Source organism: Aurantimonas sp. (assembly GCF_964217435.1).
GTDB classification, from domain to species: Bacteria; Pseudomonadota; Alphaproteobacteria; order Rhizobiales; family Rhizobiaceae; genus Aurantimonas; species Aurantimonas coralicida.
Window position 1 is genome coordinate 1 of the sequence record NZ_CAXPJM010000028.1, and the last position, 22241, is coordinate 22241.

Here is a 22241-nt window from a genome sequence, read left to right on the forward strand (position 1 = left end):
CGATCGCTCCCTCGGGCCCCGGGGTGCTCGCTCTTGCCGGGGTGTTCCTTGCTTACGGGGTCGTGGAACTTGCCGAAGGCTATGGATTTATCGCGGCGTTCATTGCCGGCGTCGTGTGCCGGCGGGCTGAGGCGCGGCATCAGTTCCACAAGCAGCTACATGCCTTCGCGAGTTCGATAGAACATGCCATCACCGCTATTCTGCTAGTGCTCCTCGGCAGCGTCATGCCGTCGCTTTGGCCTCACCTTGACTGGAGCCACACCGTAATCGGGTTTGGCCTGATTCTGGCGATCAGGCCCGCGACCGGAATGCTCGGCCTCATCGGGACTCCTCTGAGCCTGAGGGCGAAAGCCGTGGTCGCGATCTATGGCGTGCGCGGCATTGGGTCGCTCTATTACTTGGCGTATGCGTCCACGCACGTTGAGTTTGTCGATGAAGGGCCGCTCTGGGCACTTGTCGCGTTCACTATCTTCGCTTCGACAGTCTTTCATGGCCTTACAGCGACGGCGACTGTCGAGGTGCTGGATCGCGAATATGTCGACGGTGGGGGACGTCAAAGTCGAACCGGCCCCTGATGAACGCCTGCTGGCAACGCGATTGCCGCTGGAGGCAGAACTGCCCACGGACGAAGTGCATCAGACCAAGTGGCGATCTCGGGCTATTACTCCGCCCCTATCGCCCGTCTTCGAATTCCCCGTTCCTCCGAATCAGCTTTGACGACGGGAATCGGGACAAGAGCTGCGAATCGCCCGGTTGAGGCAACTAATCCGAGAAGCCCATAATCAGGCATTCGGGTTGGAACTACGAAACAGCAGTCGCCGACATCACGAGACAGCAGCGATCAGACCTAGGCGAAGCTCCAAAGTCCTCGCGGAAAACGCGAGAATCTCTCGTACTCGGGAATAAATGCGTTCTTTGGGGGGAAATCAGCAAACTATGTGTCGTGAGACAAGTGGTACGCCCAAGGGGAATCGAACCCCTGTTTGCGCCGTGAGAGGGCGCCGTCCTAACCGCTAGACGATGGGCGCTTGCTGGTGAGCGAGGATATAACCGGGCGATTTGCCCGATGCAAGGGGGGCATCGGGCAAATTCTGCGAACTATTGCGGCAGCGCGTAGCGGGCCGTGACGCTGCCGTCGGTGAGCGACACCAGGTACAGCGACACCTCGGCCCCGTTGCGCACCCGCAGGAGCGCCTGCTTGCCGTCGAGCGAGCTTTCCAGCACCTCGCTGCCGGCCGGCAGCGCGATGGTCGTCTCGATGCCCTCCAGCGGCCCCGGCCCGCCCATGGTGCGGTAGACAATGGCCGCCAGCACGGCCATAAGCCCGATCGTCATGATCCCGATCGAGACCACCAACAGCCGCACCATCTTGCGCCGGAGCCGTTCGGTCGCCGGGTCGAGCGGCTTTTCGGTGTCGTCATTGTCCTCGATGCTCATGGCGCGTCCGGTCGGTCTGGCGGCAGCATCGTCCCGAAGGATGCATCTGGTTTCGGGACGGGACACCGCATTGAGAGGGATCAAAATGCCTGTCACTCCAGCGGATCGGGCACTGTGATGGTCGACATCGCTCCTACAGGGCCGCAAGCCGCCGACACAAGCCGCTTTCTGGTCGAGGACGACCGGGCCGGCATCCGGCTCGACGCCTTCGTCGCCGCCGCCAGCGACGGCGCGCTATCGCGCAGCCGCGCCCAGGCCCTGATCGCCGACGGCCAGGTCACCGTCGACGACGTCACCGTGACCGTCGGCAAGCGCAAGCTGGCCGCCGGCGAGATCGTCGCCGTCGACATTCCGCCGCCATCCGATCCCGAGCCCCTGCCCGAGCCGATCCCGCTGACCATCGTCTTCGAGGACGAACACCTCGTCGTGATCGACAAGCCGGCCGGCCTCGTCGTCCATCCGGGTCCGGGCAACTGGACCGGCACGCTGGTCAACGCGCTGATCCACCATTGCGGCGACAGCCTCTCCGGCGTCGGCGGCGTCAAGCGGCCGGGCATCGTCCACCGCCTCGACAAGGACACCAGCGGCCTGCTGGTCGTCGCCAAGTCCGACGCGGCCCACCAGGGCCTTGCCGACCAGTTCGCCGCCCATGGCCGCGACGGCCGCCTGTCGCGCGCCTATCTGGCGCTGGTCTGGGGTGTCCCGCTGCGGCCCAGCGGCACGATCGACGCGGCGCTCGGCCGCTCCACCACCGACCGCGTCAAGCGCGCCGTGGTCGCCGCCGACCGCGCCGACGCCCGCCATGCCGTCACCCGCTTCAACCTGGTCAAGGCCTCGACGCTGGACGACGGCATTGCGTCGCTGGTCGAATGCGTGCTGGAAACCGGCCGCACCCACCAGATCCGCGTGCACATGTCGCATATCGGCCATCCGCTCGTCGGCGACGACGTCTATGGCGCCGGCTTCCGCAGCAAGTCGCGGCGGCTGGAGGACGATGCCCGCCATGTCGTCGAGCGCTTCGACCGCCAGGCCCTGCACGCCTTCCGCCTCGGCTTCGTCCACCCGGTCACCGGCGAGGATCTGGCGTTCCAGGCGGATTTGCCGGCCGATATGGTGGAACTGTGCGCCGCCTTCGGGATTTCTACTGGGTAAGACCCGTTGCCGAGGCCATTGGTGAGCGTTCGCGAACAGATCGTTCAGCGCGCTGATCCCATGATTTTGCCGTGCAATCGGCCGGGGTAATCCCCATATCTGAAAGGTGCGGGCAGGCGCAGGCGGCCCGCACACCGACCGGCTTTCGCGAAAAGCGGTCGTCTGCAACGATGGAGGGCGCACATATGGCCCAAGCCAATCTCCCGAGCATCTCCTCGGGCGAAGCCGGCCTCAGCCGGTACCTGGAAGAGATCAGGCGGTTCCCGATGCTGGAGCCGCAGGAAGAATACATGCTGGCGAAGCGTTACGCGGAACATGACGACCGCGACGCTGCGCACAGGCTCGTCACCAGCCATCTGCGGCTCGTCGCCAAGATTGCCATGGGCTATCGCGGCTACGGCCTGCCGATCGGCGAAGTCGTATCGGAAGGCAATGTCGGCCTGATGCAGGCCGTCAAGCGCTTCGATCCGGAGCGCGGCTTCCGTCTGGCCACCTATGCCATGTGGTGGATCAAGGCCTCGATCCAGGAATACATCCTGCGGTCCTGGAGCCTCGTCAAGATGGGCACCACGGCGAACCAGAAGCGGCTGTTCTTCAATCTTCGCAAGATGAAGAGTCGCATCCAGGCGCTGGACGAGGGCGATCTGCGCCCCGACCAGGTCTCTCAGATCGCCACCAATCTCGGCGTGTCCGACGAGGAAGTCGTGTCGATGAACCGCCGCCTGTCCGGCGACGCCTCGCTCAACGCGCCGCTGCGCGCCACCGAGGGCGAATCCGGCGAGTGGCAGGACTGGCTGGTCGACGACAGCGAGACGCAGGAAGACCTGCTCGCGCGCAACGACGAGCTCGACCAGCGCCGCGGCATGCTGCAGCAGGCCATGGGCGTGCTCAACGACCGCGAGCGCCGGATCTTCGAGGCACGACGCCTGGCCGAGGATCCGCTGACGCTGGAGACGCTCTCCGGCGAGTTCGAGATCAGCCGCGAGCGCGTGCGCCAGATCGAGGTGCGCGCCTTCGAGAAGGTCCAGAAGGCGGTACGCGACACCGCCGACGCGACCAACCGGGCGCTGCGGACGGTCGAGCAGCCGGCCGCCTGATCCGAGGCCACGGCCGATATGAAGAAAGGGCCGGTCCGCAATCCGCGGGCCGGCCCTTTTCGCATGATGCATGCTTAGAACGGCGCCGCCGTCCGCAACCGTCCCACTAAGGACCAGCGGCGGTCAGGCACGGCGATCCAAACCGTCAGGTCTTGGCCTTCCAGGCCTCGATCGCTTCCTTGAACACCCGGTCGCCCGGCACGCCCTTCTCGATCGACATCAGCGCCCGACGGCCCGAGGCATAGGCGATCGGAATGTCGATCCACTGCTCGTTCTGCAAGAGCGCCATGTTGTTCTGCATCGCCTGTTCGAGATTGTTCAGGGCGATGATGAAGAAGCCGTCGGAGATCTTGCCGGCCACCCCGATCAGCGGCTCGCCGCGCGCCTGCTCGGACGGCTTCAGGGCCAGCCGCTGGACGTTGGCGACACTGCCCCCGGCGAAGTTTTCCGGCGTCGTGAACAGCAGCTCGATGACATGGCTCGCCGGCAGCGTCGGGTCCGCATTGCGCCGGATGGTCATGGTCATCTTCAGGTTTTCGTCCGGGATCTCGGCTTCGGCCCGGATCGCCGGCTCGGGCGGCTGCCCTTCCGTCGGCGACTCGTTGACCACCGACCAGACGACGTCGCCGCTTTCCTGCGTGCCCGGAACCGTCTCGGTGCGCTCCTGGTAGAACACCGCGTCCTGCGCAACGCCCACCCCGTCCTCGGACGGATCGACGGCCGCGACCTCGGTCTCCCCGGCGGCCGCGTCCTCGGTCGGCGCGGCATCGGGCGTCTCAGCCGCGGTCTCGGCCGGCGTCTCCGCTGGCGCACCGACGACTTCCGGGTTCTCGCCGATCTCGCTGGCAATGGTCGGATTGCCCGACAGGTCCGGCGTCTCCACCGGCGAGGCGGCGGCGATGTTCGTGCCCTCGTCGAAGGCGTTCGGCGCGACCTCGGCCGGGCCCTCGTCGACTTCGGTGCCGTCCGGCAGCAGCCGCTGGGTGAACTGGCGCGTGGATTCCCGCGCCGGCGTCGTCGTCTCCGGCGCGGTCTCGCCCTCGGCCTCCGGTGTCTCGGCTGCTGGATCGACCGCGGCCACGTCGGTTCCGGCCTCGTCCGCCGGGGTCGGGGCGGGCGTGCCGTCGGCGTTGTTCGTGGCGATGGTATCCAGGCCGGCCGGATCGACCAGCATCGCCTGGATTTCCTCGCGATACATCCAGCCGGCCGTTCCCAGCCCGCCGAGGATCAGCACGGCGGCAACGGCCGTGATCGCACCGCGATTGCCGGCGCCGCCGGACTTGCGACGCTGGCGCGCAGAGTAGCGCGGCGCGGTCAGGTCGGCGGCGGGGATCAGGTCGTCGTCGGAGCGGATGCCGGCCGGCAGCCGGTCCTCGTCGTCATGGGCATCGTCCGTCCCGGCAACGGCGGGACCGGAGCGACCGCTCTCCTGCGACGGCACGATGAACGGTGCCCCCACGGCGGCGGGACGGGCCCCGCCCTCGGGCTCTTCCGCCGAGACCGGGAAGAAGGGCGGCGGATCGCTGCGCCCGGCATCCTTGGCAGGTCCCGGCCTGGCCGGCGAAGCCGCGCCTGTGCCGGCGCCGGCGCCCTGCGGCTTGGTCGGGGACGACGTCGGGGTGGCGGGCGTCTCCCGCTCCCAGGCCGAATGCGTGTTGGCCCCGCCGGCGGCAGCTGCAGCGTTACCCGCGTCCGGGCGTCCAGCGTCGAAGGAGGGTTCGATACGGCTGTCCGACTGCGGCGCGCGCGGGCGCTCGGCCGGCGGCGTCTGCGGCCGCGGCGGCTCGGACGACCGCAAATCGGACCGCGGTGACATGTCCTCGGAAGGTGCTGCCGGCGTATCGGCAGGCGCAAACGCCGGCGGCGCTGCGATCGGTGCCACAGCCGCGGGCTCGCCGCCGCCGCCATCCTGGTCGAGATAATGCTGCTCGGTGCGCGCGATCGCGTCCTCGAGCGCCGACTGGCGTGCGGCGACGACCTCCTCGGCAAGAGGAGGATTGGCCGCCTGGATCTGCCGCTGGATCGCCGCGCGGGCTTTCTCGTAGACCTTCGCTCGCATCTGCGGCGTTGCGCGTGGCAGGCCATCGATGGTCTTGCGAAGTACGCCGCTCAAATCCGCCATGGATCGCAGTCACTCACTCGTCTTGATTTCTGGTGCGCCGGCGCCGGGACTCTAGTCCTGAAACGGATCGCGAACAAGTATTGTGTCGTCGCGCTCCGGCGAGGTCGACAGAAGCGTGACAGGCGCTTCCACCAGTTCCTCGATGTGCCGGACATACTTGATCGCCTGGGCAGGAAGATCGGTCCAGCGGCGTGCGCCGGCCGTGGTGTCGCGCCAGCCTTCCAAGGTCTCGAAGATCGGCTCGATGCGCTGTTGCTCGGCAAGACTTGCCGGCAGATAGTCTATCGTCTTGCCGTCGAGCTTGTAGGCGACCACGATCTTGATCTCGTCGAGGCCGTCCAGAACGTCGAGCTTGGTCAAAGCGAGGCCGTGGATGCCGTTCAGCGCCACAGCCTGGCGCACCAGCACCGCGTCGAACCAGCCGCAGCGGCGCTTGCGCCCGGTCACGGTGCCGAATTCGCGGCCCTTTTCGCCCAGGAACTGGCCGATCTCGTTGTCCTGCTCGCTCGGGAACGGCCCCTCGCCGACCCGCGTCGTGTAGGCCTTGGTGATGCCCAGCACGAAGCCGAGGCTCGACGGGCCGAGGCCGGAGCCGGCCGCGGCCTGCCCGGCCACCGTGTTGGACGAGGTCACGAAGGGATAGGTGCCGTGGTCGATGTCGAGCAGCGTGCCCTGCGCGCCCTCGAACAGGATCCGGTCGCCGGCCTTGCGCCGCTGGTCGAGCAGCCGCCAGACCCGGTCGATATAGGGGGTGATCTCGTCGGCCACCGAGGTCAGCTCGTCGAGGATCGCCGCCGGGTCGATCTCGCTCTGGCCGAGGCCGCGCCGCAGCGCGTTGTGATGCGCCAGCAGCCGCTCGATGCGACCCGGCAGGCTTTCGGGGTTGGCGAGGTCCATCACCCGGATGGCGCGGCGGCCGACCTTGTCCTCGTAGGCCGGGCCGATGCCGCGGCCCGTCGTGCCGATCTTGGTGCCGGCGGCGCTGGCGTTTTCGCGGGTGGCGTCGAGTTCGCGGTGCAGCGACAGGATCAGCGCCGCGTTGTCGGCGATCCGCAGCGTCTGCGGGCTGACCGAGACGCCTTGCTCCTGCAGGCGGTTCTTCTCGGCCACGAAGGCATGCGGATCGAAGACCACGCCATTGCCGATGACCGACAGCTTGCCCTGGCGCACGACGCCCGAGGGCAGCAGCGACAGCTTGTAGGAGACGCCGTCGACGACCAGCGTATGGCCGGCATTGTGCCCGCCCTGGAAGCGCACGACCACGTCGGCCCGCTCCGACAGCCAGTCGACGATCTTGCCTTTACCCTCGTCTCCCCACTGGGAACCGACGACGACGACATTGGCCATGATATGTCCTTCTCGCGAATGTTCGCCCCGCACCCTGCTGCCGAAGGCGCGCGGACTATAGTCAAGCGCCCGGCGCGAAGCGAGGCGGTCCTGCGGCGGACTTCCGACAATTTGGCCCGACATGCAAGCTGCGCGGCGGCGCGAAATGCCGGCCGCGCCACTCGTCAGCGAACCTTATTTTATCCGCCCCTCTAGGCGCATCGTCCTGGCGCGCGTAAACGCGAAGCATGACGTCCTATTTCCGCAACGCCTATCTCGTCCTTGGCACCGTCGCCCTGTTCTGGGCCGGCAACGCCATCGCCGGCAAGCTGGCCGTCGGCCACGTCTCGCCGATGCTCCTGACCCTGATCCGCTGGACGCTGGCCTGCCTGTTCGTCGCGCCCTTCGCCTGGGGCGACGTGCGCCGCGAATGGCCGGAGATCCGGCGCAACCTGCCCTTCCTCTTCGCCCTCGGCGCCATCGGCTTCACCTGCTTCAACGCCATCTTCTATCTGGCGGTGAACTATACCAGCGCCATCAACGTCACCATCGAGCAGTCGGCCATGCCGCTGATCGTCTTCGTGGCGAACTTCCTTCTGTTCCGCACCGGCGTGACGCTGTTCCAGATCATCGGCTTCAGCCTGACCATCGTCGGCGTCGCCCTGACCGCTTCTCACGGCGAATTGTCCGCGCTGCTCGCCCTCGACCTCAACCGCGGCGACGCGCTGATGATGCTCGCGGTGCTGATCTATGGCGGCTACACGGTGGCGCTGCGCTTCAAGCCGAAGCTGCACTGGCGCTCGACGATCTTCGTTCTCGCGCTATCCGCCCTCGTCGTCTCGGTGCCGCTGGCCGGCATCGAATGGGCCATGGGCCATACCCAACTCCCCGACACCTCCGGCATGACCGCGGCGCTCTATACCGCCATCTTCCCGTCGCTGCTGGCGCAGGTGCTCTATATCCGCGGCATCGAGCTGATCGGCCCCAACCGGGCCAATCTCTTCGTCAATCTCGTCCCGATCTTCGGCGCCATCCTGGCGGTCCTGATCATCGGCGAGGAGCTGCACGCCTATCACGTCGCCGCCCTCACCTTCGTCCTCGGCGGCATCATGCTCGCCGAGCGGGGCGCCGCCCGCGCCCGCAAGGCGAGCGAGGCTTAAAGCGACGCCCCGCAAGAAACGGGGCGCCGCGATCCTGCTCTCAGGCCTTTAGACGGTCGCTTCGGCAACGTCGAAGCGCAGCGGCTTGGCGCTGATGATCTCCTTGTGGGAGAGCACCGTCTTCAGAAGGTCCTCCGGCATCGGCGAATCCAGATACAGCAGCGCGATCGCATCGCCGCCCGGACGGTTCCGGCCGAGCTGGAAGTTGGCGATGTTGACCCCGGCGGCGCCGAAGGTCGTGCCCAGAAGGCCGATGATGCCCGGCGCGTCGTTGTTGGTCGTATAGACCATGTGCTGGCCGACCTCGGCGTCGAGATTGATGCCCTTGATCTGGATGAAGCGCGGCTTGCCGTCCGAGAACACCGTGCCGGCCACCGAACGGGTCATCGTCTCCGTCGTCACGGTCAGCTTGATGTAGGTCTCGAACACGCCCGACTGGTCGCGGCGCGATTCCGTCACGTGGATGCCGCGCTCCTTCACCATGATCGGCGCCGAGACCATGTTGACGTCCGACACCTGGCTCTTGATCAGGCCCGACAGCGCCGCGCTGGTCAGCGCATTGGTGTTCATGCCGGCCACCGTGCCGTCATAGAGGATCTCGACCGAGGTGATCGGCTCCTCGGTGACCTGCCCGGCAAAGCCGCCGAGGATCTCGGCGAGCTTGACGAAGGGCGTCAGGATCGGCGCTTCCTCGGCGGTGATCGACGGCATGTTGATGGCGTTGGAGACGGCGCCACGGACGAGATAGTCCGACATCTGCTCGGCGACCTGCACCGCGACATTCTCCTGGGCTTCCGAGGTCGAGGCGCCCAGATGCGGGGTGCAGACGACGTTCTCCAAGCCGAACAGCACCGAATCCGTCGCCGGCTCGGTCTCGAACACGTCGACGCCGGCACCGGCCACCTTGCCCGACTTGATCCCCTCGGCCAGATCGGCCTCGACGACGAGACCGCCACGGGCGCAATTGATGATGCGCACGCCGTCCTTCATCTTGGCGATCGCCGCCGCGTTGATGATGCCCTTGGTCTTGTCGGTCATCGGCGTGTGCAGGCTGATGAAGTCGGCGCGCTTGAACAGCTCGTCGAGCTCGACCTTCTCGATGCCGAGCTGCGCGGCGCGCTCATGCGACAGGAACGGGTCGAAGGCGACGACGCGCATCTTCAGGCCGACGCCGCGGGTCGCCACGATCGAGCCGATATTGCCGCAGCCGATCACGCCCAGCGTCTTGCCGGTGATCTCGACGCCCATGAAGCGGTTCTTCTCCCACTTGCCGGCTTGGGTCGAGGCGTCGGCGGCGGGAAGCTGGCGGGCGACCGCGAACATCATCGCGATCGCGTGCTCGGCGGTGGTGATGGAATTGCCGAAGGGCGTGTTCATAACGATGATGCCCTTCCGGCTGGCCGCCGGGATGTCGACATTGTCGACGCCGATGCCGGCGCGGCCGATGACCTTCAGATTGGTCGCCGCCTGGATCAGCTTCTCGGTCGCCTTGGTGGCCGAGCGGATTGCGAGGCCGTCATACTGGCCGATGATCTCGAGCAGCTTGTCCTTGTCCTTGCCGAGATCCGGCATGTAGTCGACCTCAACGCCGCGGTCGGTGAAGACCTGGACGGCGGTCTTGGAGAGCTTGTCGGAAACGAGAACGCGAGGTGCCATGGGAATGGTCCTTTGAATGATGAGCGACGCGGTGGTCCGGCGTCGCGAAAACGATGAATGCTGTGAACTGGAACGAGGCGGCCGCCCCTCACCGGATGCGGATGACGGCGGTCCGAAGGATCGGGGGAGCGTTGCGAGAGCGCCTGAACGAGGCCTGCCGCGCGACGCTCCTTCCCGGATCGTCCGCCCTTCGAGCCCGGAGCGGACATCCCTCCCCTTTCAGGGAAGGGAATGATCCGCGACCGGATCAGGCTGCCTTGGCGAGCTCGGCCTTCTGGGTCTCGAAGGCCCATTCGATCCACGGCATCAGCGCCAGGACGTCTGAGGTCTCGACCGTCGCGCCACACCAGATCCGCAGGCCCGCCGGCGCATCGCGATAGGCGCCGATGTCGAGGGCAACGCCCTCCTTCTCCAGGAGCGACACGACCGCCTTGGAAAAGGCGTTCTGCGCGTCGTCGGAGAGATTGGCCACGGCCGGATCGGCGAAGGTCAGGCAGACCGACGTGTTGGACCGGGTCGCCTTGTCGGCGGCCAGGAACGCCAGGAAGGGATGCGTGTCGACGAAGCTCTCGATCACCGCCAGATTGGCGTCGGCCCGTGCCTTCAGGGCCGACAGGCCGCCGATCGACTTCGCCCAGCCGAGCGCGTCGAGATAGTCCTCGACGCACAGCATCGACGGCGTATTGATGGTCTCGCCCTTGAAGATGCCCTCGATCAGCTTGCCGCCCTTGGTCATGCGGAAGATCTTCGGCAGCGGCCAGGCCGGCTTGTAGCTTTCCAGCCGTTCGACGGCGCGGGGCGACAGGATCAGGACGCCGTGCGCCGCTTCACCGCCGAGCACCTTCTGCCAGGAGAAGGTCACCACATCGAGCTTGTCGTAGGGCAGGTCCTGGGCGAAGGCCGCCGAGGTGGCGTCGCAGATCGTCAGGCCTTCGCGGGTCGCCGGGATCGCGTCGCCGTTGGGCACGCGCACGCCGGAGGTCGTGCCGTTCCAGGTGAAGACCACGTCGCGGGCAAAATCGACCTGTGCGAAGTCTACGATCTCGCCATAGGGCGCCTCGAAGACGCGGGCATCGTCGAGCTTCAGCTGCTTGACCGTGTCGGTCACCCAGCCGGCGCCGAAGGATTCCCAGGCCAGCATGTCGACGCCGCGGGCGCCGAGCAGCGACCACATCGCCATCTCGACCGCGCCGGTGTCCGACGCCGGCACGATGCCGATGCGGTAGTCGTCCGGCACGCCGAGAACCTCACGGGTCTCGTCGATCGCCTGCTGAAGCTTGGATTTTCCGACCTTGGCGCGATGCGAGCGACCGAGCGCGGCATCGTTGAGCGCGTCGAGCGACCAGCCGGGTCGTTTCGCGCAGGGGCCGGAGGAAAAACGGGGATTGGCCGGACGCAGGTCCGGCTTCGCGGTATGTGCCATCAAAGCTATCCTCACAGATAGAAGCGCCTCGTTGGGGAGGCGTGTCCCGCGAATGGCGCTACTCCTGCGGCCGGCACCCGTCAAGCACATTCGGGCCGCGCGACGGCCCGTCACCCGTCACGTCCCTCCCCCGAACGCAAGAACGGCAGGCCCCGCAAGGCGCCCGCCGTTCTTCCATGAACTTGCTGTGACTTCTCGCCTACCAGAGCGAATAGCGGATCGCGGCCTGGACCGAATGGCGCTGGAAGCCGTCATCCTCGGCGCTGAGGCCGAGCTGGCCGTTGGCCGCGACGTCGCCCGAATAGCTGTAGGCGTCGCCGCCATCGACATCGAGGAAGCGGTAGCCGAGATCGACCTTCAGGTTCCGCGAGATGTCGTAGGAGACACCGGCCATCAGCGAGTAGGCGAAACGCCAGCTGGTGGCGCCGTCGTAGCTCGCCTCGCTGTTGTAGAAGCTGTTCGCGCAGGCCGTGCCGTTGAGCGTGCAGCCATGCGAGACGTTGACGTCGTCATACTTGACCTTCACCGCACCGGCGCCGGCGCCGACATACGGCGTGAAGCCGACGAAGGTGCCGAGATCGGCATAGGCGTTGGCCATCAGTTCCAGGCCGGTCGCGCTGGCGCTGGTCGTGGAGTCGCAGGACGCCTGGCTGGCCGTGCCGCCGGTCGCCGTCACGTAGTCGAAGCAGGAGCCGATCCGGTCGCCGCCGTCGATATCGGCCGACCAGTAGCGCGCGGTCAGGTCGCCGCGGAAATAATCGGTGAACTGGTAGCCGAAGCCGACGCCGAAGGACGCCGCGCCGTCCATCTCGAAGCCGTCATGGCCGGCGCCGAAGGAATCGTACTGGCCGGGCGCATAGGTCGGTCCGTTGCCGTAGCGCGCGAAGTCCGGCCGGTATTCGCGGCCGTTGACGTCGACGTCGGACTGGAAATCGTAGGAGACATCGCCGCGCAGATACCAGCCGCTGCCGATCTCGACGGGCTGCACTTCCGGCACGTCCTGGTAGATCGGGGTCTCGTAGATGGGCGGAAGGTCGGCGGCGCTCGCCACCGGCATGGTGAAGCCGATCAGCGCGGCACTGGCCATCAGTTTGGTTGCAAGGTTCATGGAGCCGCTTCCCGTTGCAGTCTTCGCTTCACGAGAAGTGCGGCACCGCACCCCTCGTCTCACCCGATCCTGCCGCAGAAAGATTAACGCGCGATTAACCCTGTTTCTTAACCCTAAACCTTTACGAAGGTTACGATCGCCCGGCGATGACGACCGCGAACGCCGCACGAAAAAGGCCGCTGCCCGAAGGCAGCGGCCCGTCTCATGCGCAGCCTTTGCGGGCCGGCTTACTTGTAGATCGGCTCTTCGTAGATCGGCGCCGGCTCTTCATAGAGCGGGGTCGAGGCGTAGATCGGCTCGACGGCCTTGCCCTTGCCCTTGCCGAAGCCGCCGCCGCCGCCGCCGAACTCGTAGCGCAGGCCAGCGCGCACGGCGTGGATGTTGAAGCCGTTGTCGCTGCCCTGGACGCCGGAAGCGCCGAAGCTGCGGTCGAGCTCGTCGTAACCGAAGGCGTCACCGCCCGAGATCCGGGTGTAGCGGTAACCGGCGTCGAACTTCAGCTTGTGGGTGATGTCGATGCTGGCACCGGCGCTGAGCGACGAGGCGAAGCGCCAGCTCGACTTGCCGGCATGCACGCCGACATAGTTGGTCGCCGGGCAGTTCGGGTTGGAGCCGCAGACGATCTCGTTGGTCTGGTCGTCGTATTTCACATGGGCAAAGCCGAGGCCGGCGCCGACATAGGGCGTGATGCGGCCATAGGTGCCGAGATCGACATAGGCATTGGCCAGAGCCGTCCAGATCGAGACCTTCGAGCTGTCGTCGTAATAGCAGCCCGCATTGGCGAGGATGTTGTAGCTCTGCTGCACCTGCGTGTTGCAGTTGCTGCGGCCGTCGACATCGGTCCGGAAGTAATCGACGGTCGCGTCGACGCGCAGATGATCGGTGAAGCGGTAACCGACACCGACGCCGAAGGAGGCGGCGCCCTTCGTCTCGATCGAATCGTAGTGGAAGACGTCGTCGACGAACTGGACGCCCGGATCGATGTTCCAGCCGTTGTAATAGCCGTCGGTCTTGGACTTGAAGACGTAGCCGACGTCACCGCGCAGGTACCACCCGCCCGTGGCGACTTCTTCCACGATCACCGGAGCCGGCGGCGGGAAGTAGGGCTGCTCTTCGATGATGTCGGCGGCCTTGGCGAAGCTGCTGAAGGATGAGACCGCGCCGATCAATGCCACGGTCGTCAAAAGGCGAGATTTCATTGCTCTCATCTCCGATTCGATCCGGCGGCCGGGATTGGCAGACGCCGTTACCTTAACGAAGACGGTAAATCGGAATGGTTAATACGAAGTTTAACGAAGATCGGGCCTTCAGAACTTGGTGACCTTACCTTACGCTGCGGTCTGCTGGAGCGCGCCGAGGATATCGTCGACGACCGAGTTGACCAGCCCGCGATCGTCGCCCTCGGCCATCACCCGGATCAGCGGTTCCGTACCGGAAGCGCGGATGACCAGGCGCCCGCCCTCGCCGAGGCGATCGCGCCCGGCGTTGATGGCGTCCTGCACGCGCTGGCGCTCCAGCGGCGCGCCGCCCGAATAGCGGAAGTTCTTGAGGATCTGCGGCACCGGCTCGAAGCGGCGGCAGACCTCCGACACGGTGCCGCCCTTGCGCTGGACCACCGCCAGCACCTGCAGCGCCGCCACGAGGCCATCCCCCGTCGTCCCGAAATCCGACAGGACGATATGGCCGGACTGCTCGCCGCCGACATTGTAGCCGTGCTCGCGCATGTGCTCGACGACATAGCGGTCGCCGACCGCCGTGCGGGCCAGTTGCAGATCGTGATCGGACAGGAAGCGCTCGAGGCCGAGATTGGACATCACCGTCGCGACGATGCCGCCGGCGGCCAGTCGACCGTCCTCGGCCCAGCTTTCGGCGATCACCGCCATCAGCTGGTCGCCATCGACCACCTCGCCGCGCTCGTCGACGATCAGCACACGGTCGGCATCGCCGTCCAGCGCGATGCCGATATCGGCGCGCACTTCCTTGACCTTCTCGATCAGGGCCGCAGGCGCCGTCGAGCCGCAATTGCGGTTGATGTTGGTGCCGTCCGGATCGACGCCCAGCTTGACGATCTCGGCACCGAGCTCCCACAGAACGTCCGGTGCCACCCGGTAGGCCGCGCCATTGGCGCAGTCGATGGCGACGCGCACGCCCTCCAGCGACAGCTCGCGCGGCAGCGTCCGCTTGGCCGCCTCGATGTAGCGGTCGTGGACGCCGTCAATGCGCTTGGCCCGGCCGAGGCCGTCGCCCGTCGCCAGCCGCGGCGTCAGATCCTCGTCCAGCAGCGCCTCGATGCGCAGCTCCAGCTCGTCGGAGAGCTTGTAGCCGTCGGGCCCGAACAGCTTGATGCCATTGTCTTCGAACGGATTGTGCGAGGCCGAGATCATCACGCCGATATCGGCGCGCAGCGACCGGGTCAGCATGGCCACCGCCGGGGTCGGCATGGGCCCGAGCAGGAACACGTCGACGCCGGCCGCCGTGAAGCCGGCCACCATGGCGTTCTCGATCATGTAGCTGGACCGCCGCGTATCCTTGCCGATCACGACCCGGTGCCGGTAGGAGCCGCGCTGGAAGACCAGGCCCGCCGCCATGCCGACCCGCATCGCCACCTCGGCCGTCATCGGGTGCCGGTTGGCCGTGCCGCGAATGCCGTCCGTGCCGAAATAGCGTCTGCTCATCACCTGACCCCGTCTGTTCCTGTTCTGCCGGACCGTCCGTCCGGTGGCGGCTGCCGCGCGCGCCATCGCCCGGCCCGGTCGGCGCCATCGGCGGTCTCGCGGACCGGGAGAGGCGCGCGGCGCCGTTCCCTGTCGTCATACTCTCGCATCAATGGATTGCGGAGACGTTGCCTGCAACCCCGCCGAGATGCACCGCCGCTGATGTCGACCCCGCAAACGAAAAGGGAGCGGCTGTACAGCCGCTCCCTTCGATTGTCTTGCGATCGCGCCGGAGCGGACCCGAGTGATCAGGTCGGCTGCGGCTCCAGGCTGTCGCCCGCCTCGCCTGCGCGGGAGTCCGGCCCGCGGCTCGAACCGGCCTTGGGCACGGCGGACCCGCGCGACGGCGGCGTGTCGTCGCCCATGTCGCGGGCCAGCGGCTTGCCGGCCAGGAGGTCGCGGACCTCGTCGCCCGAGAGCGTCTCGTATTCCAGCAGCCCCTTCGCCAGGATGTGCAGCTGGTCGATATGGGTGTTGAGGATGTTGCGCGCCTTGTTCTCGGCCGTCTCGATGATGCCGCGCACCTCGGAATCGATCAGCCGCGCCGTGTCCTCGGACATGTGCTGCTGGTGCGCCACCGAATGGCCGAGGAACACCTCGTCCTGGTTGTCCTTGTAGCGCAGCCGGCCGAGCTTGTCGCTCATGCCGTATTCCATGACCATCGCCCGCGCCATGTTGGTCGCCTGCTGGATGTCGTTGGACGCGCCGGTGGTGACGTTGTCGAGCCCGTAGATGATCTCCTCGGCGGCACGGCCACCGAAGATCATGGCGAGGCGCGCCTCCATCTCGTTCTTGCGCATGCCGTAGCGATCGCGCTCCGGCAGGTTCATGGTCACGCCCAGCGCACGACCGCGCGGGATGATCGTCACCTTGTGCAGCGGATCGTTGAACGGCTCGATGATGCCGACGAGGGCGTGGCCGGCCTCGTGATAGGCGGTCAGCGTCTTCTCTTCCTCGGTCATGGCCATCGACCGGCGCTCGGCGCCCATCATGACCTTGTCCTTGGCATCCTCGAATTCGAGCATGGTGACGAGACGCTTGGAGCGCCGCGCGGCCATCAGCGCCGCCTCGTTGACGAGGTTGGCGAGATCGGCGCCCGAGAAGCCGGGCGTGCCACGGGCGATCGTCCGCAGATTGACGTTCGGCGCCAGCGGCACGTTGCGCACATGCACCTTCAGGATCTTCTCGCGGCCGCCGACATCCGGGTTCGGCACCATCACCTGCCGGTCGAAGCGGCCCGGGCGCAGCAGCGCCGGGTCGAGCACGTCCGGACGGTTGGTCGCGGCGATCAGGATCACGCCTTCGTTCGATTCGAAGCCGTCCATCTCGACCAGAAGCTGGTTCAGCGTCTGCTCGCGCTCGTCATTGCCGCCGCCGAGGCCCGCGCCGCGATGGCGGCCGACCGCGTCGATCTCGTCGATGAAGATGATGCAGGGGCTGTTCTTCTTGGCCTGCTCGAACATGTCGCGCACGCGGCTGGCGCCGACGCCGACGAACATCTCGACGAAGTCCGAACCGGAGATGGTGAAGAACGGCACGTTGGCTTCACCGGCCACCGAGCGGGCGAGCAGCGTCTTGCCGGTTCCCGGAGGGCCGACGAGCAGCACGCCGCGCGGGATCTTGCCGCCGAGGCGCTGGAACTTCTGCGGCTCGCGCAGGAACTCGACGACCTCTTCCAGATCCTGCTTGGCCTCGTCGACGCCGGCGACGTCGGCGAAGGTGACGCGGCCATGGGCCTCGGTCAGGAGCTTGGCCTTGGACTTGCCGAAGCCCATCGCCTTGCCGCCGGCACCGCCCTGCATCTGGCGCATCAGGAAGATCCAGACCGCGAGGATCAGGAGGATCGGGCCGAAGGACAGCAGCATCGACCAGATCGGGTTGCTGTTGTCACCCGGAGGGCTGGCATTGATCTGGACGTTCTGGGCCTCGAGCCGCTCGACCAGCTGCGCGTCTTCCGGCGCATAGGTCTGGAAGGGCGGCGAGGAATCCGAATATTTGCCGCTGATGCGCTGGCCCTGGATCGTCACGGCCTCGACACGGCCGGATTTCACGTCGGACAGGAACTGCGAATACGGGATGTCGCGGGCGCCGGCGGTTTGCGAACCGTTCGAAAACAGCTGGAAAAGCGCGATCAGCAAGAGAGCGATGATCGCCCACAGCGCGAAGTTTCGAAAGTTCTGGTTCATCGATCTTCCTGGAATGGACGCCCGAAGTCACGAGGACGATTGGCTCGAAGATAGGTGCTGCCCCCCTTCTTGCCAACAAGGTCAGGCGGTTTTGCGGCAATTTGCACCGGTTGGCGGCGCAGGGTGGTTACCGCGGCTTTGCATGTCGCCCGGTCCAGCCACCCGTTGGCGGCGGCAGATCGCGGGTCAGGCTCCAGCCGACGAGCGACCGGATCGCCAGCAGCAGCGTTCCCGCGGCGACCTTGCCGCCGAGCTGTGCGGGGATGGCGACAAGGCTATCGCCGGCGACAAGCACGGGCAAGGTCTTCTCGACCGGATTGCCGCGGCCGAGATCCCCGAAGGCGACGAGCCGCGCCCCGGAATGCAGGGGCCCGGCCCCGGCATCGACCACGAAGCGGCCGTCGAAGACCCGTTCTCCCCCCGTCGCCGGCAGCGCCGCGATGCCGGCCCGGCCGTATTCGCGCATCAGGATGATCGTCGCGCCGGGCACCGCCCGCACACCCGCCAGCGTACGGGCCGCCTCCGATTCGCCGCGCAGCGCATCCAGAAGCCGGATCGTCGCCGCACCTTCCGGGCCATGCCCCCTGCCCCCGACTGCCGCGATGGCGCGTTGCAGGAGGACGAACGCCGCGTCGTCGCCGAGGCGTCGCAGCGCATCCCTTGCGATTCTTAGCGTGCCGTCGTCCGGGAGCATGAGCTCACCCGCCGCCTGCATTGCGGCGATGGCCTCGCCGAGCCCGGCTTCCAGCGCATCGCGCTCCGATCGATACCCCGCGATTCGCGCCCGCAGCGCGTCCCGGTCCAGAACGCCCGCCGCGATCTGCCGGCGAAGCTGCACCCGGCGCGAGGCCGGATCGTCATTGGTCGGATCTTCAACGGCCGGCAGGCCATGCGCCGCCACGCTTGCCTTCAGCCGGTCGCCGGCAATGTCGAGAAACGGCCGCGCCAGCACGAGATCCGGCGCCAGCGACCGCACCGGCCGCATGCCGGCCAGGCCGACGACCCCGGCGCCGCGTTCGCGCGCCATCATGTGGGTCTCGCACTGGTCGTCCGCGTGATGGGCGGTCAGGATCACTGTCGCGCCGAAGCGCCGGGCCGCATTGGCGAGCAGCGCGTAGCGGGCGTCGCGGGCCGCCGCGGCAATGTTGCCGGTCCGGGCCGGCGCGGCCCAGCGCAGCGTTTCTTGGCCGAGGCCGAAGCGCGCCGCAACGCTCGCGACGTAGCGCGCCTCCGCCGCCGAGGCGTCGCGCAGGCCGTGGTCGACGGTGACGATGTGAAATCGGGTTTGCGGCAGCGCCGCGGTGCCCTGCAGGGCGATGGCCGCGAGAATCAGCGCCAGCGAATCGGGGCCGCCGGACACGGCAAGGATCGCGCGGTCGCGGGAGCCTGTCAGGGCGGCCGCCTGGTACAGCGAATGGGTCAGGAGCTCGGCAAGGGCGAGCCGGTCGAGCGGCGCGGCGTCCGGCCGGGCGCGGGGAATGCCCAGGCGCAGGCCGCGGCGGTCCGCGGCAGGCGTCAGCAGTTGGCCGACTTTTCCTCGCTCGCCAGCTTCTTGCGCACGTTGCTGCTCATCTGCGGATAGCGTTTGGCCACTTCCTTGTAGGTGATGCACGCGGTTTCCCGATTGTCGAGCTTGGCCAGCGACATGCCCAGCTTCAGCATCATCTCCGGCGCCTTGCTGTTCTCCGGTGCGCTCTTCTGCGCCTCGAGGAACACCTCGGCCGCGTCGGCGAATTTCTGCTGCTGGTACAGGCTCTCGCCCAGCCAGTAGCGCGCATCCGGCGCATCCTCGGCGGTCGGATAGGTCTGGGCATACTGGCGGAAGGCCTGCTCGGCGAGCTGGTAGTCGCCGGCCAGGAGGTAGTTGTAGGCCAGGTCGTAGGTCTCGCCCTGCCCGCCCGGCGTGATCGCCGCGACGGTGCTGGAGCCGCCCGACGACGCGCTGTCGCCAAGGCCGGGCACGCCGGTCTGCAGATTGGTCGTGTCGAGCGCGCCGGTGGCAAGCTCGCCGTCCTCCAGGAGACGACCGATGTCGTCTCCCGTGGCGGCCTGCTGGCTGTCGCCGGGCTGCTCAGGCATGGCCGAGCCGGCGTCGCCGCGCTGCTCGTTGACCGAGGTGCCCGCGGCACCCGCTCCGCCGCCCTCGAGCTGCTGGAAGCGGAACTCGTTGTCCTCGAGCTGCTTGCGCATGTCTTCCTGGGTGCGCAGCAGCTGGAAGCTCAGTTCCTCGACCCGGCCATTCAGCCGGCGGACCTCTTCCTCGAGCTGGTTGATGCGCACGCTGACGTCGCCGGCCTGCGCCATGCGCACGGGGGCGGTCCGCGTCTCGGCCGGCGCCTGGCGTGCAGCGCCGGATGCGGACTCGCCGAAGAGCCCGGGCAATTCGAAGGCCGACGCCCCGCCGGTCGCGGTACCCATCAGGGCCAGCGCCGATACGGCAAGGATCGTTTGTCGAAACATCATGAACACAGTTCCTCGACGGCTGGAAACGGCAATGGCCGCCGCGGCGCGAACGCAATGGTTCGTGCAGCGACGGCGCGGTTTCCTAGCATGGAACGAGGCAGTTCGGCCAAAGTTGGGCAGCGCCCCGCTTTCGCCGTGGACGTCGCCGGCCGCGAAGCGAACCGGCGACGATCCGTCAGGCCGATCAGCTGCCGGCGCCGCTCAGAACGGTAACGGCGCGGCGGTTCTGCGACCAGCAGGAAATGTCGTCGCACACCGCGACCGGACGTTCCTTGCCGTAGGAGATGGTGCGCATCCGGTTGGCCGGAACGCCCTGCTGCACGAGGTAGTCGCGGGTCGCGGCGGCGCGGCGTGCGCCCAGCGCCAGGTTGTATTCGCGGGTGCCGCGCTCGTCGGCATGGCCCTCGATCACGATCGAGTACTGCGAATACTGGTTCAGCCAGCGCGCCTGCTGGGTCAGCGTCTGCTGGGCATCGGCCCGCAGCGAGGTCGAATCGGTGTCGAAGAACACCCGGTCACCGACATTGACGGTGAAGTCCTGGGTCGAGCCCGGCGTCGCGCTGCCATAGGCGCCATTCGCGCCATTGGCCCCGTTCAGACCGAGACCTGCCGCGTTGTCCGGCAGGGCGTCCTTCTTGCTGGCGCAGCCAGCGACCGCCAGGCTGGCGACGACGGCGAATGCGATGCGGCTCTTCACCCCGAAAATGCTCCGGCGCATGGCCAGCTCCTTTGAAAACGATGCAATTGGGTTACGCGACGTTTACCCTGACGCCACTTAACGACACGTAAAAACGGCGGCGCTTCGGCGCGCCCGACGCGGCTCATCCCGTTGAATTATCGCCGGAATGAGGCCGCGGCCGGGCGTCCGCCCGGTTTCCGCCATGTTGCGGCATTTCCGCAACATTCACGCCATAATCGGGCCCCGGGCTTGCCCGGGGCTGGCCTCGCGGCGGCCCTATTCGAGGGAGGGCGACCAAGCCGGGTCCGAGGCGTAGCTCGGGGTCGGGATCTTCTGCTCGTTGTAGCCGGTCAGATCGATCGAATAGAGCTGCGGCCCGCCGCCGCCCCGCTGGTCGCGGAAGAACATCAGGACACGGCCGTTCGGCGCCCAGGTCGGGCCCTCATTGTGGAAGCCCGAGGTCAGGATGCGCTCGCCCGAACCGTCCGGCCGCATGACGCCGATCTGGAACTGGCCGCCGCTCTGCTTGGTGAAGGCGATCAGATCGCCGCGCGGCGACCAGACCGGGGTCGAATAGGAGCCGTCGCCGAAGGAGATGCGCTGCTGGCCCGAGCCGTCGGCCCCCATCACGTAGAGCTGCTGGCGTCCGCCACGGTCGGATTCGAACACGATCCGACGCCCGTCCGGCGAATAGGACGGCGAGGTGTCGATGGCGGTGGTCGAGGTCAGCCGGGTCGTCGCCCGCGAGCGCAGGTCCATGGCGTAGATGTTGGCGTTACCCTCCTGCTGGAGGCTCATGATCACCTTCTGGCCGTCCGGCGAGAAGCGCGGCGAGAAGGTCATGCCGGGGAAGTTGCCGACGATCTCGCGCTGGCCGGTCTCGAGCTGCAAGAGATAGACCCGCGGCTCGCCATTGCCGAAGGACATGTAGGTGACCTCCTGGCGGCTCGGCGAGAAGCGCGGCGTCAGCACCAGCTCGCTGCCGTCGGTCAGATAGCGCAGATTGGCGCCGTCCTGGTCCATGATGGCGAGGCGCTTGACCCGCTTGTCCTTGGTGCCGCTCTCCGAGACGAAGACGATGCGGGTGTCGAAATAGCCCTTCTCGCCGGTCAGCCGCTCATAGATCGCGTCGGCGATGATGTGGGCGACCCGGCGCCAGTTCTCCGGGTTGGTGTAGAATTGCTGGCCGTCGAGCTGCTGGCCCGCGAAGGTGTCCCACAGGCGGAACTCCACCCGCAGCCGTCCGTCGGCCTCCGGCGAGACCCGGCCGACCACCAGCGCCTGGGCGTTGATGACGGTCCAGTCCTTGAAGGACGGCGTCGTGTCGGTGGTCAGGCCGGACTGGATGAAGGCCGCCCGGTCGATCGGCGCGAACAGGCCCGAGCGCTTCAGGTCGGCCTGCACCACGTCGGAAATCTGCTTGCCGATGCCGTCGGCCGACTGGAAGTCGGTGATGGCGATCGGCAGCGGCTCGACATTGCCCTGGGTCACGTCGATCTCGACCGCCGCGGCGGCCGGTGCCAGTGCCACGAAAGCGCCGGAGATCGCCATCGCGATCACGAGCGCGCCCTTGATGATCATCTTCATGTCAGACCTTCAACTGCGGTCGGAGACCTGCGCCGGCCTTTTGGCCGCGCCTCTCCTGTTTGAACTGGTACGGAAAATCCCCCGGCAGGCTGGGCCGGGGAATCGATCTTCCCTCGTCCGCTTCCTACCAT

Annotated in this window: 17 protein-coding genes and 1 tRNA gene; 4 read left to right on the top strand and 14 right to left on the bottom strand. The window is 67.2% G+C overall.

The window, feature by feature from the left end; translation table 11 throughout:
• Nucleotides 1-575 (top strand): cation:proton antiporter (locus ACEQX1_RS11930; RefSeq protein ID WP_370196864.1); only part of this gene is annotated, 575 nt, incomplete at its 5' end.
• Between the two features lie 378 nt (nucleotides 576-953).
• On the opposite strand, the gene ACEQX1_RS11935 is transcribed toward ACEQX1_RS11930, so the two are convergent.
• Nucleotides 954-1028, bottom strand: a tRNA-Glu gene (locus tag ACEQX1_RS11935).
• Between the two features lie 70 nt (nucleotides 1029-1098).
• Nucleotides 1099-1437 (bottom strand): hypothetical protein, encoded by a 339-nt coding sequence (locus ACEQX1_RS11940; RefSeq protein WP_370196000.1) that lies wholly within the window; start codon nucleotides 1435-1437, stop codon nucleotides 1099-1101.
• A gap of 117 nt (nucleotides 1438-1554) precedes the next feature.
• Here ACEQX1_RS11940 and ACEQX1_RS11945 point away from each other — a divergent pair, with 117 nt between their 5' ends.
• A complete protein-coding gene (locus ACEQX1_RS11945; RefSeq protein ID WP_370196001.1) occupies nucleotides 1555-2589 on the top strand; it encodes an RluA family pseudouridine synthase in 1035 nt (344 codons plus the stop codon).
• Nucleotides 2590-2774: 185 nt separating this feature from the next.
• Nucleotides 2775-3686 (top strand): RNA polymerase sigma factor RpoH, encoded by a 912-nt coding sequence (gene rpoH / locus ACEQX1_RS11950; protein WP_009208764.1) that lies wholly within the window; start codon nucleotides 2775-2777, stop codon nucleotides 3684-3686.
• A gap of 145 nt (nucleotides 3687-3831) precedes the next feature.
• Here rpoH and ACEQX1_RS11955 read toward each other — a convergent pair whose 3' ends face one another.
• A complete protein-coding gene (locus tag ACEQX1_RS11955; RefSeq protein ID WP_370196003.1) occupies nucleotides 3832-5808 on the bottom strand; it encodes a hypothetical protein in 1977 nt (658 codons plus the stop codon).
• A gap of 51 nt (nucleotides 5809-5859) precedes the next feature.
• Entirely contained in the window at nucleotides 5860-7155 is a 1296-nt protein-coding gene (locus tag ACEQX1_RS11960) for an adenylosuccinate synthase (protein WP_024348836.1), read from the bottom strand.
• A 227-nt stretch (nucleotides 7156-7382) separates the two neighbouring features.
• Here ACEQX1_RS11960 and ACEQX1_RS11965 point away from each other — a divergent pair, with 227 nt between their 5' ends.
• Nucleotides 7383-8294: a DMT family transporter gene (locus tag ACEQX1_RS11965; RefSeq protein WP_024348837.1), complete on the top strand. Its 912-nt coding sequence runs from the start codon at nucleotides 7383-7385 to the stop codon at nucleotides 8292-8294.
• 48 nt (nucleotides 8295-8342) lie between these two features.
• Here ACEQX1_RS11965 and serA read toward each other — a convergent pair whose 3' ends face one another.
• From serA to tolB, 10 genes are all read right to left on the bottom strand, one after another.
• Nucleotides 8343-9950: a phosphoglycerate dehydrogenase gene (gene serA / locus ACEQX1_RS11970; protein WP_370195261.1), complete on the bottom strand. Its 1608-nt coding sequence runs from the start codon at nucleotides 9948-9950 to the stop codon at nucleotides 8343-8345.
• Nucleotides 9951-10197: 247 nt separating this feature from the next.
• Nucleotides 10198-11373 (bottom strand): phosphoserine transaminase, encoded by a 1176-nt coding sequence (locus ACEQX1_RS11975; RefSeq protein ID WP_370195262.1) that lies wholly within the window; start codon nucleotides 11371-11373, stop codon nucleotides 10198-10200.
• Nucleotides 11374-11572: 199 nt separating this feature from the next.
• Entirely contained in the window at nucleotides 11573-12481 is a 909-nt protein-coding gene (locus tag ACEQX1_RS11980; RefSeq protein WP_230785674.1) for an outer membrane protein, read from the bottom strand.
• A gap of 227 nt (nucleotides 12482-12708) precedes the next feature.
• A complete protein-coding gene (locus ACEQX1_RS11985) occupies nucleotides 12709-13680 on the bottom strand; it encodes an outer membrane protein (RefSeq protein WP_024348841.1) in 972 nt (323 codons plus the stop codon).
• Between the two features lie 129 nt (nucleotides 13681-13809).
• Complete coding sequence (gene glmM / locus ACEQX1_RS11990; RefSeq protein ID WP_370195263.1) at nucleotides 13810-15156, bottom strand: phosphoglucosamine mutase; 1347 nt, start codon at nucleotides 15154-15156, stop codon at nucleotides 13810-13812.
• A 287-nt stretch (nucleotides 15157-15443) separates the two neighbouring features.
• Nucleotides 15444-17381, bottom strand: a complete 1938-nt coding sequence (gene ftsH, locus ACEQX1_RS11995; RefSeq protein WP_024348843.1) for an ATP-dependent zinc metalloprotease FtsH — start codon at nucleotides 17379-17381, stop codon at nucleotides 15444-15446.
• A 127-nt stretch (nucleotides 17382-17508) separates the two neighbouring features.
• On the bottom strand, nucleotides 17509-18741 hold the full coding sequence (gene tilS, locus ACEQX1_RS12000; protein ID WP_370195264.1) for a tRNA lysidine(34) synthetase TilS: 1233 nt from the start codon (nucleotides 18739-18741) through the stop codon (nucleotides 17509-17511).
• Nucleotides 18742-18896: 155 nt separating this feature from the next.
• On the bottom strand, nucleotides 18897-19844 hold the full coding sequence (ybgF, locus tag ACEQX1_RS12005) for a tol-pal system protein YbgF (protein WP_370195265.1): 948 nt from the start codon (nucleotides 19842-19844) through the stop codon (nucleotides 18897-18899).
• Between the two features lie 184 nt (nucleotides 19845-20028).
• Nucleotides 20029-20562 (bottom strand): peptidoglycan-associated lipoprotein Pal, encoded by a 534-nt coding sequence (gene pal / locus ACEQX1_RS12010; RefSeq protein ID WP_009208752.1) that lies wholly within the window; start codon nucleotides 20560-20562, stop codon nucleotides 20029-20031.
• A 237-nt stretch (nucleotides 20563-20799) separates the two neighbouring features.
• A complete protein-coding gene (tolB, locus tag ACEQX1_RS12015; protein WP_370195018.1) occupies nucleotides 20800-22104 on the bottom strand; it encodes a Tol-Pal system beta propeller repeat protein TolB in 1305 nt (434 codons plus the stop codon).
• Between the last annotated feature and the right edge of the window lie 137 nt (nucleotides 22105-22241).